Here is a 12846-nt window from a genome sequence, read left to right on the forward strand (position 1 = left end):
ACCGTTTTAGGTTCAGTTTATATCCCTAACTAATCGAACATAATTATTAATTCTTATGACATCGCCTTGCGGACCACGACCCTGTGGATAATCGCTTGCATTGCCTTCTTTTGGATCACTCCTTTGAGAACCAGCTCCATGAACATCCATTAAGCTAATAGCGTTGGAACGAGGTGTTCTCATAAAACCTGGAGATTCACCAAAACAAACATAAATAGCAGTTTCACCGCCTCGTTGGTTTTCATGAGTTGTGGAAGTCCAGAAAAACGGAAAATCAGATTTTCCAACTTCATCCTTTATCTCGCTAATCTTGAAAATGGCATTAATTGCGGCTGAAGCTGTTTTTTGTGGGGATCTGCTATAATCTACAATACTTTGCAATTCTTTAGCATTGGGTAAACGCCAATCATTAAACCCTAAATAATTATCTTTATTTTTTTTCTGTACATATGCCAAAGCATCTTTCCAGTTCATACCTTTTTGACTATCATTTTGGCTCCACATTAAACCGGTAGCTAAATCGGAAATGGTACCATTGTTATTATTCTTGAAGTTATTTTTCCCGTATTCCGAATTTCCACAAACAAACCGAACGGTATATAATTTTTCTCCAGCAGGACCTCCCGGTCTTTCTCCTGATTTAATTTCATTTCTATTATTTGATCTTGCTGATGTATTCTTGTTCATGGCATCATTATTTCGTTTAAGACCTTCCATAGGATATCCTTTAATACGCCCGTCGGCTAGGTTTACCCCAAAAACCGTTTTTGCTCCTCCCATAGTAGTTCCCTGATATATTGTAGATGATAGTAATTGAACATCAATCACCCTATCTCCATTGGAGCCATATTCAAAATCAAAATAAGCTGTATCAATAAAAGGTTTCGCACTTTTAGGCAAGGAACTCATTTGATTACTGCTAACATCCACGCCATTAAATTGAATAAGTGAATAAGCTTCCTTTATACTTGGAATTCGCCAATCGGTTCTATTAGCAAGGTTAAAAGTTTTCACCTTCTCAATGGCTTCTGCATACGACATAACTTCAAAAGATTTTTGCCAAACAAGTCCAGTAACATTATCAGTAACAGTGCCATCTCCATTATCTGCATAAGACGGTTTATTTTTTCTATATTCGGCATCCTGACCATAAAAAGCTGCTCCCTCCTGAGGTCTTTCTATATCTGTTGTATTATTGAAATATTTTTCTTGATTGGTATCAACAATTTTGTACGCACCAATTAATACAGATTGTTGTTCTTCCTTTTTAGTGTTTTGAATTTGACTGAATACCGTAAAATGGATAACCAAAATGAACCCTAATGTTAAGTTAACCTTCATATATTTTAAAATTTTTATTTATAATAGACTTTTATTAAAGAATGTAAAGCCTTGTATTCCATCTTTAAACATTTAGATACTAAACCTTAAAAAAACTTGCGCTAATGCCATTAAAAAATTTAAAAAAATGGACCCAATAAAGAAAGGGTCCATCTAAAACTCACTATTTTTTTCTACTATCTAGTTTTTAACTAATTCAAATAAGTATTTTCTAGTTACTGTGAAATTATAAGTGTTTTTATTTATTATATAAATTACAACCCTAAAGCTGTTAAAGCAGGTGAATTAATTTCAATTGGGTAAGTTCTCCAAATATTCTTGAAATTTGCATTTTTCCAAAGTACCTCGCCACTATTGCTTACCTCCCAGATGGTTCCCGCTGTTCCTTCGCCTATTAAAGTATTTCCATTACTCATTCTACTGGCACTACTAGTGGTTAAGCTATACAAACTACTATCTGTAAACTCCCAAGTAACTGATGGTTCGTTATTTTTACCCGCAACAAGTTGATAAGGTGGACTCAACTCATATTCAATAACTGCTGATTGTCCATTATAAATATTATTTGAAAAAACCAACATTTTATTCGTCTCAAAAAGGTTCGGATAATGAACACGATTAAGCGTAACATCTCCAATATTGTCGTAAGTTAGTGGGTTTCCAAAACGATAAACCAAATCGCCTCCTAAATTATAATTGCCTCCAGAAGATGTTGCCGCCTCCGAAGTTGTTGTACTATGGTCTATTACCCATACTTCACTATAAAAATTAACTGTGATATATAGCAAATTATTGGTTTCATCAATAGTGATCCCATTAGCATGCATGATATCGCCATCAGATTGACTACTGTTATAATTTATATCTATTTTATTCGGGTTATCGGCAACGACACCGTAATTTTCTTTTGTGCTATCATAGTCTTGAATGAAGTGATCGGTAGCATGCCATTCCCAAACAACTTCACCAGTAAGTGGGTTCATCTCTACAATAGATTCAGGGTAAATCGCATTGCTTGCTGAAGATCCCATTTGAATTGCTTCACTAGCGCTAATTTTTTCCCACACAAGAAAAATGATATTCCCATTAGATAAATATTCCACATCATGATGCGCTCTGTAATTGGTGTCAGAATAACTTACTTCCCAATCAATCGTTTGGTCTGCATTTATTTTTTTAAACTTTCCACCATAGCCTCCAAATGTAATTTGAGAGTTAGACGATCTTAATGATAAAAGTAAACTCCCATCGCTTAAAAGTTGTGCATCATCTCCCAATTCATCTCCATCTAAATCCCATGTAAAGATTTCATCTCCATCATGGTTTATCAAATAAACACCTTCAAGTCCGTTATCTACAACTAAAATATAGGAATCTGTATCTATCGATGCGGTTGATTCCGTTGCTTCTTCTATTTCCTCATCTGTATAAGATTCGTCACTACATCCAGTTGCTAATGTGAATAATGATACTATAAGTAAAAATATTTTTGAATATTTTACTGTCTTTCTTAATCTAAAATTTTCCATACTATTACTATTTAACTATAATTAAAAATATTTTTTATGTTATATTTTTTTAGATGATGGTATGAATAAAAACTTGTTTCGAATAGTGTTAAATAATTCTAAAAAAAAAGACCCTGCTTTACAAGGTCTATTTTTTCTAAAAATTTTATGATTACGATTTTTTTAATACGATATCTTTATTTAAGATAGCTACTAACCGCAGAAGCTCTTGAACTTACATGCGATTTAAGGGTGCTAATTGCTGAAGTAAAGGAACTACTTGAATTTAAAAATGTATACCCACTAACCTCTGCAATTGCATAAGGCTGAACCAAGGCTCCATAACTGGTGTACAAAGCCTGCATAGTACTCACATTAAAAGGCCCATCTACTACTTCCTGCACATAATTATCGTACTTCGCTTTATAAACGGCATCCTGATACATATATCCTATTATTGGCCAACTAGTTGAGCTTAAACCTGAAAAATTTAAGGGCAAAGAGCCGCCTTGCTTACCGGTTTGTAATGATTCGTTATTGTCCCAAGGTATCCATGTTAATTTATTAGTAGCAGGATTGTTATACAAGTAATAATTATGTGTCATTCTACCATAGGTATCCCAGTTTTGAATTACAGTATTAACTGCCAGGTATTTTAAAAACACATCGGTATCAAAAACAGCATCTAAATTGGTTCTCCAGGTAGCGGGATCGGTTGTTCTTTTACTATCGTTTATAACTGTTAGTAAACTTTTTACATCTGAAAAGTCTGCTAAATCTTCATTTGTTTTCTTTTCATATTCACTTTCATCGTATGTACCATTTGCAAAACTTGCTGCATCGCCGTCTGGTTTATATAAATTTCCTTCGTCGCTCAAAAATTGAGTTTCTATAACCGTATCATCAACCTCTTCAACTAAAGTATAAACTCCAAAATACTGAGGGCCATTACCGCTATCAACATAAACCGTGTAAAATGCAGTATGGGAACCCGCTAAACCAAAATTCTTAAACACATCCATGGCTACTTTTTCGCGAAGCATCGAATCATCATCATAATTATTTTTCAGACTTAATTTTTTAAATCCATAAAAACGTTGATTTTTAATTTGTGGATAATCATCTTCAAATTCATCAAAATCTAATTTAAACGAGAGTTTTAAAACTCCGGCTTGCCATGCACTTTGCAAACTAGAATTACCTTTAAATCGGACACCTACTCTATACCATTCTTTCCCATTATAGAAAACTTCGGCCGGTACCATGATGGGGTCTTCTTCAGAAAAACTGGAATTACCGCCTCCAGACCGACCGAAAGTTCCGTACAAACTCGTCATGTTACTCAACATCGAGGCCCAGCGTGTTGAACTAATAACGATATCTAACCTTTTTACAGTATTATCTTCAAATACTTCATCAAAATTAGGATCGGCATCATTTGAATGCGTTTCCGTTGTCCAATCTGTGGCCTCAAAGTCTGCATCATCGGAAGTAATAACCTCTTCATATTCATCTTCGGTTACAGACTCTTTGGTAGAACATCCTACTAATATATAGGTTACTAAAAACGTGATGGATAATAGTGCTGAAAGTTTTAAAATTAGTGTTTTCATAATCTTAGTTTTTGTTTTTAGTTTACTGTTGTTACTTTGTTTGAAATTGTAAAACTTTTGTAAAGACTTCCAGGTGAATAGGTTCCATTTTCATATAGCCCATTTATTTCGCTTCCTGTTGAACTTCCTCCTAAATAAATTTTATATGTGCTGCCACTACTTAACTTAGAAGAAGAGAAGACAATAGATTGGTATTTTTTTGCAGGTTTAAATGTTACGATATTCTCACCAGAACTATCTTCAATATGAAATAAATTACCAGCAGATTGTGCTGAAGTCAATTTTACAATTAATGAATATTGGTTTGATGTGGTACTTCCTATTTCTTCCATATTGGAAGCATATCCTGTTCCAATTATATAACCTCCATTTAAATTAAAGGTTCCGTCGTAATCTAATGTGCTATTATTAGCAGCGGTTGGTCCATTTATTATTACGGTACCTGCGGTCATTTCAATATTTCCATTAGAATCTAAACCATCACCCGAACAGGTTAAAACAATGTATCCTCCGTTTATATACAAATAATTTGTTGAATTTCCGGCGGCATTAATAGCATCATCACTAGTTACAATATTAATTTCTCCATCGTTTATGGTAATACTTGGACTTTCAATACCTTCATCGCTGTTAATATTTATGGCACCACCATTTATAATAATTACTCCATCAGAATGTATAGCGTCATCACCTGAAGCTAATTCAAAAGTTCCTGATTCAATTGTAATTTCGTTACCAGAATGTATTGTATCATCGGCAGAATTGATATTAAAAACACCATCTTCAATTATTATATCTAAATCTGCTTTGATGCCTTTTGCGGAAATACTTGAACTTAGAGAACTGCTGCTTCCGCCACCAGATTTAATAGTAAAATCACCAGTAGTTATTTGCACATTGGATGCCGCTGAAATAGCATCACCTCCACTGGTAATATTAAAAGTACCAGATTCAATAATTATATATCCATTATTAGCATCATCACCATTATCAGATTTAAAACCATCGCCTCCAGCAGTTATAGTTATGTTACCATCCATAATATATAGATAGTCTTTTCCTCTAATACCATCGTCTACCGAGGTTATATTAATGGTTCCGCTTTTAATAAGTAAGCCGTCTTTACTGGTAATGGCATCGTTATAATTCGAGTCAATTATTAATGTCCCTTCTCCATATATTGTTAAATCATCGGCACTATACAGTGTCGCATTTGGTTCATCTTCCCCTGATGCAAACACATAACTACTCGCATCGGTTAAATAATTAGTTGTGTTTTCAGTTAATATTACTATTGTTTTTTCTGAATTTGCAATATTTATAGGGGCATTACTCGTATTTGTAACATTAATGCCATTAAAAATAAGTCGAACGATTTCATCATCATCCGTATCAACTATTATTTGTCCGTTATTTAATGTTCCTGTAATTTCATAGTTGCCCGCGGCAGTTATGGTTACAGTTGCTCCATTAACCGTTGCCCCATCACCATTTACTGAAATGGAAGAGCCGTTTAGCACAATACCAACTACAGAGGCACTATCCCAAACATAATCGGCTGCCTCCTCATGGTTTTCTCCTATTACCGTAACTTTTGAATCGTCTTCGGTTGAAGTAACATCATCATCATCAACTAAATCTACAGTATCCTTATCTACTGAACAACTCACGAATAATATGGTTACTAAGGAAAAAACGCTCAAAATCGATTTCCAATTGATACGTATTCTATTCATTATTTTTTATTTTTAATAGTGTATTTGTAGGATAACCCAATAATTTTAGTTGTTTCTGGTAAATCAACATTTAACTCCTTCTCAAATCGATAGAAAACATTTATTTTACCATAATCTTTCATATCATAATCGGTTCCAAATGTTAAACGGTATTTATTAAAGCCATTTTCTTCTCCTTTTTCGAAGTGATTAAAAATTTCGGCAGAAAACTGAGGGTCTAGTTTCCAGTTTTTAATATTGTATTCAACATCGGTTTTAAAACGGATGTGCTGATTGGCATAATCACCATCTTCGATTGAAACCGACATGTCATCTTTATTTTGATATCTCAAGCGATAATCCAATTTAAAATTGTTGATTTTGTGCTTGTATTTAGCGTCGAATTGAAACCTGAAATGGTTCTCATAACCTTGAATATTACCTTCGGTATCGTTTTGTCTACTGAATCTAGCTCCTCCAGCCAAACTAAAGTTTTTATTAAACGAATATTCGGCTTGTAATTCGGTAAAATACTTATCAACTAACGACAAATTCTCTTTCAACCTAAGTTGCTCTGCTAAGGAGAAACTCCATTTTTTGTTAAGTTTATATTCAATTTCAATGGTAGTCCACGCATTTAAATTTTTAGAATCACTTGTTTGAGCAATTATCTTGTTTGTAAACACAAAGCCAAATAGTAACATTAATAAACAGACATGTTTATAGTTCTTCACTTCTCTCATAATCACATTTTAATTGTTTATTTCTTGATGGCCGTTAAAGTAGAAAATGGTAATGTTTGCCGTATCTCTTAAGAAGTTTACTTCACCCACAGTAATTCGATTGATTATTAAACCCGTTCTATTTTCCAAATCGCTTTTTAAAATGGCATAGTTTTCTGGTTTAATATTTTCAATGTTTTCGTAAATAATAGATTTTGATACCTCTTGTTTTAATGACCAGTATTTTTCAATAAGTACCAAAACAAAAATAATAATGACATTACACCCAAGAATCTCTGCATAGCTCATTTTTTTATTTGCTAAGGCGTTTATTACAGACATACCTATAACCACAAATAAATAGGTTATTTCTTTTTGAGATATGGCATCCGTTCTATACCGAAGAATACCAAAAATGGCAAATAAACCAAGTGCCATACCAAGGTCCATTTCAAACTTTTTAAGTGCGAAACATAAAAAAAACACGATAAGACTGATTAGGTAATAGGTAAATACAAAATCTTTACGTTTTGAAATTGGATAGTAAATAAATCTGATTATGATTGTTAAAAACGTTAGGTTGATGAACAACCTGAACATCATTTTATAAAAATCATCGTTAAATATTGGGATATCTAGAAACTCCATAAGATGCTATTAATTAAGCTGTTATTTTATTAATCTTTAATTGTTTTTGTTTGAAATTATTGTATTTCAAATCTTTATACAAACTTGCCATTCCTATACAGTATTTACTAAGGCTATAAGGCATTACGCCATGGTTTCTTAAGGCAGTTACGATGGGAGAGTTTCGGTTAAACCGTTCTTGTTTCACCTCAATTATTACCAATTTACTGTATTCCTTGGTGTTAGCTTCGTTTTTAAAAGACAGGTTTAAATCGATGGTTAACCTTTCTTTGGCTGTATTATTAACAAGTGTTATTCTATTAAACCTGTTCCAAATAATGGGTTTTAAATCAAAAGAAGTTTTAGTTACTTTTTCGATAAATTTTACTGAATTTTCAGAAAGGGAAGGTTCAAACCCTTCAAGTGGTACTCTAGATTTATTAGTCTTCCCTTTTCCGTCTTTCTGCTTAACTTCAAGAAAAAAGATATTAGATTCTACATACTTTCGAATTCTAATTTTTGTTCTCTTAATTTTTCCGTTATGATGGTCATTATAAAATTTAGTAGAATTCGTATCAAAATATAATGAAGAATAAGTCATAATCCTATCATCATTAATTTGTAAAACTTTGTATTCGTTTTTTATAATTTCCAAAACAGAAAGCAATTGGTTTTCATGAATTACAAACTTAGTATCCGTTCTTTTCATTAACGAAACACCGTCCATTTCTTGTAACGAAATGGGTGAGAGACCTTCTATAATTTGAACAATGTTTGTTTTCAATTTTTAATATTTAGAATATAATTAATGAAATCCGTGTTTTTTCAAGTATGAACTACTTTCTTTCCTTACGTTCTGGTTTTGGTGCTTTATCTAATTCTTCTTTAGACAAGAATCCATCTTCATTGGTATCAATTTTTGTAAAACTTTCTTTTAAAGGTCCTTTTACTTCCTCCAATGATAATTTACCATCTTCATTGGCATCCATCTGCTTAATAAGTTCTGCTGTTGTTGGTGGTTTTTGCTGTTTTTTATCAGAAGATTGAGCATTTGAAGTCATGGTAAATAAAAATGCCATCATTCCTAAAATAATACCTGCTTTTAATTTGTTACTTTTCATTATCTATTTTTTAAGTTATATGTATTTAGATGCACGTAATTCTAAAAACTTGTACCACTTATGTTAAAAAAATCAAAAAAAAAGACCCTTAAAGTTTAAGGGTCTTATAATACGTTTATTTAGGGTCTAGGCGGAGGGCCATCTCGCATTTCACCGTCTCGTGGAGGTCGAGGGCCATTTCTTTCCATACCTTGCTGCGGAGGTCGGTTTTCACCACCATTCCCAAGAGCTTGATTTATTATAGTTTTAAATTTAGCTTTTTGTTTATCATTACATAATTCATGAATACTTCTAAAATGATAAAAAACTTCTTTTTCTTTTTCCGATTCTTTTAGGGCAATTCGGCTAATAATTGAATCGACTTCCTTTTTATTCAAAGTTTCAACTGATATATTACTAAAGAGCGCATCCTTTAAACCCCGAATCTCATTACTAAAACCCTTCATTTTTTCATGATGTTTATCATCTATACCTTCTAATTGCTTTATCTGATCTTCATTAAAATCCAATTGTTTAATAACAAAATTCATTCCTTTACTAGATTCCTCTCCAGTTATAACATTTGGCTTTCCTAAATAATTATACAAGAAAAATCCATTCACAATTATTAAAAACACAAGTAAGATATAGAGAAGTAAGTTCTTTTTCATAGTCTATAATTTTAATTTAATATGGAACTGTCCGTACTAACAGACAATCCATAAGTTTCTGCAAAATCATTAATATTTTCATCATAATTAGACTTACTAATCTCACTAAATGCAATAATATTCAATACAATAACACACACCAATGTCGCTAATTGCAATTTAGGGCTAAACCAAGACCATGTAGTTACTGGTTCATCTTTTTCCGCAAATAAACGTTGCATCGTTTTATCCTTAAAAAAAGGAGACACATTAACGGATTCAATAGCATCTATAGCATTTAACGTGCTATCAATTTTATTCTGTAAATCTTTATTTGTTTCCATAATTCTCAATTGTAATAGTTTAGATGCAATAACTTTTAAAAACTTGCGTTACAAATCGTTTTTATAAAAATCACCTAATATATCCTGTAAATTTTTCTTAGCTCGAAACATTAATGATTCAACGGACGAGATACTTTTCTCAGTAATTTCACTAATTTCCTCGTAACTTTTGCCATCAATCTTACAAAGTGTAAATACCACACTTTGCGCTTCTGGTAATTTATTAATTGCCTTAAATAAAGTTTCGGTTTTCTCTTTATTTTCAAGCAAAATACCCGGGTGGTTCATTTCTGTAAAATACGAAGTCTTATCAAACGGAATATCGTTCCCCGTGATGGATTGTAAAAACCCAAAACGTTTTTTTGTGCTTTTCTTTCTAATAAATTCCAAACACTTATTGGTAGTAATCCTATAAATCCAGGTAGAAAGTTTGGAGTTCCCTTTAAACTTACCAATAGAATTAAAAACCTCAACAAAAACCTCCTGAGCAATATCCTCTGCATCCTCTCTATTCGGAACAAACGAAATGCAAGTTGCAAATACTTTTTGCTGAAAATCATCAATAAGTTTTGCATAAGCCTTTTGGCTATGGTTTCTCAATTCCGCTATAAATTCATTTTCAGTCAAAAAAAAACTTTAATACAAACCTAATTAATTTTAGGACTGCAAGGTAAAAAAAACTTCAGTATTACATTTAGTTTTGGCATTACCCGCCAAAAAGCGGGTCGGGTTTTTCTCTTCAAGTCCTCGCTCCTGCGTCGCTGTGGGCTTTCCGCTTCAACCCCTAATGCAACCCCATCAGCAAAGATCAATATTAATCCTAACCATATTTTTTACCTACCAAAAACAACAATACAGCAATAAAATAAAAACATTCGTGAAATCGTAGCAATTAACGTAACTTTGCGCACTTATTTAAACAACATGCGATTACACAGAAATTTATGCTTTTCGGTTATTGATGGTTTAACTTTAATTTTCAACGAAGGAAACTATGCCGATAAAGTAATTCAACAATTATTAAAACGAGATAAACGTTGGGGCGCAAGAGACAGAGCTTTTGTTGCCGAAACGACCTATGATATAGTACGCTGGAAACGACTTTACGCAGAAATTGCCGAAGTAAAAGAACCATTTGATCGTGATAACCTATGGCGAATGTTTGCCGTTTGGGCAACATTAAAAGGTATTAAATTACCAGATTGGTCTTATTTTGAAAACACACCTACACGTAAAATTAAAGGTCGTTTCGATGAACTTTCTAAAATTAGAAAATTCAAAGAATCTATTCCAGATTGGATGGATGAAATTGGCGAAAAAGAATTAGGCAACGAAATTTGGACTAAGGAGATTGCTGCCCTAAACGAACAAGCCGATGTAATTTTAAGAGTGAATACCTTAAAAACTACTAAAGAAAAATTACAAGCCGAATTATTTGATTTAGATATAGAGTCTGAATTCATCAAAGACTATCCTGATGCTTTAAAACTAAAAGAACGCGCTAACGTTTTTACTACTGAAGCGTTTAAAAATGGATTTTTCGAGGTTCAAGATGCTTCTTCACAATTAGTGGCGCAGTTCTTAAATGTACAACCGGGTATGCGTGTTATTGACACCTGTGCGGGTGCGGGCGGAAAAACATTGCATATTGCTTCCTTAATGGAAAACAAAGGGCAAATAATTGCACTAGATATTTACGCAAACAAACTGCACGAATTAAAGCGTCGTGCCAAACGTAATGGCGCTCACAATATAGAACAACGCCCAATCGACTCTACAAAAGTTATTAAAAAATTGTACGATAAAGCAGATCGAGTTTTAATTGATGCACCATGTTCCGGTTTAGGTGTTTTACGCAGGAATCCAGATGCCAAGTGGAAATTACAACCAGAATTCATAGAAAAAATAAAAATCACGCAACAAGAAATTTTGCAACAATATTCTAGAATGGTAAAAGTTGGCGGGCAATTAGTTTATGCTACCTGTTCAGTTTTACCATCTGAAAATCAAAATCAAGTTAAAACATTCTTAGCATCAGAAGCTGGAAAAAACTTCACTTTTTTAAAAGAAAACAAGGTGCTGTCCCATAAGTCCGGTTATGACGGATTTTACATGGCACTACTTGAAAGAAAAGCTTAACAAAACCAAGCGACTTATTAAAGTCGCTTTTTTTATGTTCAAAACTCTTGAATAACTCGAGATATTCCTAAAAATAATTAAATGGATATACGCCGAAAAAAAGTAAATTTGCACTTTTAATAAACAAATCAACATATAATGATTCATTTCTTTGGAAACGTAACCAGCAAGGTATTTGCTGTTCAAACAACAAAAGAATTATCTACCGAAACCATTGCTAAGTTAGTATGGTTATTTGGCAACCACCCAAAAATAGAACAAGCATCACTTGATGCTTTTTTTGTTGGACCTCGTGCTGCCATGATAACACCTTGGAGCACCAATGCGGTTGAAATTACTCAAAATATGGGTATTTCAGATATCATCCGTATTGAAGAGTTTCAAGCTGTTGCTGAAGACTTTAAAGATTTCGACCCAATGATTTCTGAAAAATTCAAAGGTTTAAATCAAGAATCATTCACCATAAATATTAAACCTGAACCAATCTTAAACATTGAAGATATAGCGGCTTACAACCAAAAAGAAGGTTTATCATTAAGTGATGAAGAAGTTGCGTATTTAGAAGGTGTTTCCAAAAAAATTGGTCGTCCGTTAACAGATTCTGAAGTGTTTGGGTTTTCACAAGTGAATTCAGAACACTGTCGCCATAAAATTTTCAATGGCACATTTGTGATAGATGGTGAAGAAAAACCAACATCGCTTTTTAAATTAATTAGAAAAACATCTGAAACACATCCAAACAGTATTGTTTCAGCATATAAAGATAATGTGGCTTTTGTTGAAGGCCCAAAAGTGGAGCAGTTTGCGCCAAAAACAGCCGACAAACCAGATTTCTACGAAACCAAAGATTTTGAGTCGGTTATTTCATTAAAAGCCGAAACGCATAATTTCCCAACAACCGTAGAGCCTTTTAATGGCGCTGCAACCGGTTCGGGAGGTGAAATTCGCGATAGACTTGCAGGTGGAAAAGGCTCACTTCCATTAGCAGGAACCGCGGTGTACATGACCTCGTATTCTCGCTTAGAAGAAAACCGTCCTTGGGAAAAAGCATTTCCAGAACGCAAATGGTTGTACCAAACCCCAATGG

Annotated in this window: 12 protein-coding genes and 1 pseudogene; 2 read left to right on the top strand and 11 right to left on the bottom strand. The window is 33.2% G+C overall.

The features are described 5' to 3' along the window. Positions 1 to 12 precede the first annotated feature (12 nt). The 11 genes from ABYI63_RS12130 to ABYI63_RS12180 all read right to left on the bottom strand — a co-directional run bounded on the left by ABYI63_RS12130 (position 13) and on the right by ABYI63_RS12180 (position 10247). On the bottom strand, positions 13 to 1341 hold the full coding sequence (locus ABYI63_RS12130) for a DUF1566 domain-containing protein (protein ID WP_372756619.1): 1329 nt from the start codon (positions 1339 to 1341) through the stop codon (positions 13 to 15). A gap of 254 nt (positions 1342 to 1595) precedes the next feature. Then, complete coding sequence (locus ABYI63_RS12135) at positions 1596 to 2870, bottom strand: arylsulfotransferase family protein (RefSeq protein ID WP_372756620.1); 1275 nt, start codon at positions 2868 to 2870, stop codon at positions 1596 to 1598. A 176-nt stretch (positions 2871 to 3046) separates the two neighbouring features. Further along, the gene (locus ABYI63_RS12140; protein ID WP_372756621.1) at positions 3047 to 4462 is read right to left on the bottom strand and encodes a CotH kinase family protein; all 1416 of its coding nucleotides are present in this window, start codon (positions 4460 to 4462) and stop codon (positions 3047 to 3049) included. Between the two features lie 17 nt (positions 4463 to 4479). Continuing rightward, complete coding sequence (locus ABYI63_RS12145) at positions 4480 to 6198, bottom strand: carbohydrate-binding domain-containing protein (protein ID WP_372756622.1); 1719 nt, start codon at positions 6196 to 6198, stop codon at positions 4480 to 4482. Next, the gene (locus ABYI63_RS12150) at positions 6198 to 6920 is read right to left on the bottom strand and encodes a DUF2490 domain-containing protein (RefSeq protein ID WP_372756623.1); all 723 of its coding nucleotides are present in this window, start codon (positions 6918 to 6920) and stop codon (positions 6198 to 6200) included. The genes ABYI63_RS12145 and ABYI63_RS12150 overlap by 1 nt, the downstream gene beginning before the upstream one ends. A 9-nt stretch (positions 6921 to 6929) precedes the next feature. Further along, positions 6930 to 7547, bottom strand: a complete 618-nt coding sequence (locus ABYI63_RS12155) for a DUF4956 domain-containing protein (RefSeq protein WP_372756624.1) — start codon at positions 7545 to 7547, stop codon at positions 6930 to 6932. Between the two features lie 13 nt (positions 7548 to 7560). Continuing rightward, the gene (locus tag ABYI63_RS12160; protein ID WP_372756625.1) at positions 7561 to 8310 is read right to left on the bottom strand and encodes a polyphosphate polymerase domain-containing protein; all 750 of its coding nucleotides are present in this window, start codon (positions 8308 to 8310) and stop codon (positions 7561 to 7563) included. Positions 8311 to 8362: 52 nt separating this feature from the next. Then, a complete protein-coding gene (locus ABYI63_RS12165) occupies positions 8363 to 8647 on the bottom strand; it encodes an EF-hand domain-containing protein (protein WP_372756626.1) in 285 nt (94 codons plus the stop codon). Between the two features lie 119 nt (positions 8648 to 8766). Further along, positions 8767 to 9297: a Spy/CpxP family protein refolding chaperone gene (locus ABYI63_RS12170; protein ID WP_372756627.1), complete on the bottom strand. Its 531-nt coding sequence runs from the start codon at positions 9295 to 9297 to the stop codon at positions 8767 to 8769. An 11-nt stretch (positions 9298 to 9308) separates the two neighbouring features. Beyond that, positions 9309 to 9620, bottom strand: a complete 312-nt coding sequence (locus ABYI63_RS12175) for a hypothetical protein (protein ID WP_372756628.1) — start codon at positions 9618 to 9620, stop codon at positions 9309 to 9311. Between the two features lie 48 nt (positions 9621 to 9668). Next, a complete protein-coding gene (locus ABYI63_RS12180; protein WP_372756629.1) occupies positions 9669 to 10247 on the bottom strand; it encodes an RNA polymerase sigma factor in 579 nt (192 codons plus the stop codon). 297 nt (positions 10248 to 10544) lie between these two features. Between ABYI63_RS12180 and ABYI63_RS12185 the strand changes: the two genes are divergently transcribed. Together ABYI63_RS12185 and ABYI63_RS12190 are read left to right on the top strand one after the other, a co-directional pair. Next, positions 10545 to 11759, top strand: a complete 1215-nt coding sequence (locus ABYI63_RS12185) for an RsmB/NOP family class I SAM-dependent RNA methyltransferase (RefSeq protein ID WP_372756630.1) — start codon at positions 10545 to 10547, stop codon at positions 11757 to 11759. Between the two features lie 138 nt (positions 11760 to 11897). After that, positions 11898 to 12846, top strand: a pseudogene (locus ABYI63_RS12190) (phosphoribosylformylglycinamidine synthase); the annotation flags it as partial.

This window comes from Mariniflexile sp., assembly GCF_041583155.1.
In the GTDB taxonomy this organism is placed as follows: Bacteria; Bacteroidota; Bacteroidia; order Flavobacteriales; family Flavobacteriaceae; genus Mariniflexile.

Bases quoted from the DNA above. Each gene is read 5' to 3' on its own strand.
- ABYI63_RS12130 (WP_372756619.1), bottom strand. From the start codon at position 1,341: ATGAAGGTTAACTTAACATTAGGGTTCATTTTGGTTATCCATTTTACG.
- ABYI63_RS12135 (WP_372756620.1), bottom strand. From the start codon at position 2,870: ATGGAAAATTTTAGATTAAGAAAGACAGTAAAATATTCAAAAATATTT.
- ABYI63_RS12140 (WP_372756621.1), bottom strand. From the start codon at position 4,462: ATGAAAACACTAATTTTAAAACTTTCAGCACTATTATCCATCACGTTT.
- ABYI63_RS12145 (WP_372756622.1), bottom strand. From the start codon at position 6,198: ATGAATAGAATACGTATCAATTGGAAATCGATTTTGAGCGTTTTTTCC.
- ABYI63_RS12150 (WP_372756623.1), bottom strand. From the start codon at position 6,920: ATGAGAGAAGTGAAGAACTATAAACATGTCTGTTTATTAATGTTACTA.
- ABYI63_RS12155 (WP_372756624.1), bottom strand. From the start codon at position 7,547: ATGGAGTTTCTAGATATCCCAATATTTAACGATGATTTTTATAAAATG.
- ABYI63_RS12165 (WP_372756626.1), bottom strand. From the start codon at position 8,647: ATGAAAAGTAACAAATTAAAAGCAGGTATTATTTTAGGAATGATGGCA.
- ABYI63_RS12170 (WP_372756627.1), bottom strand. From the start codon at position 9,297: ATGAAAAAGAACTTACTTCTCTATATCTTACTTGTGTTTTTAATAATT.
- ABYI63_RS12175 (WP_372756628.1), bottom strand. From the start codon at position 9,620: ATGGAAACAAATAAAGATTTACAGAATAAAATTGATAGCACGTTAAAT.
- ABYI63_RS12185 (WP_372756630.1), top strand. From the start codon at position 10,545: ATGCGATTACACAGAAATTTATGCTTTTCGGTTATTGATGGTTTAACT.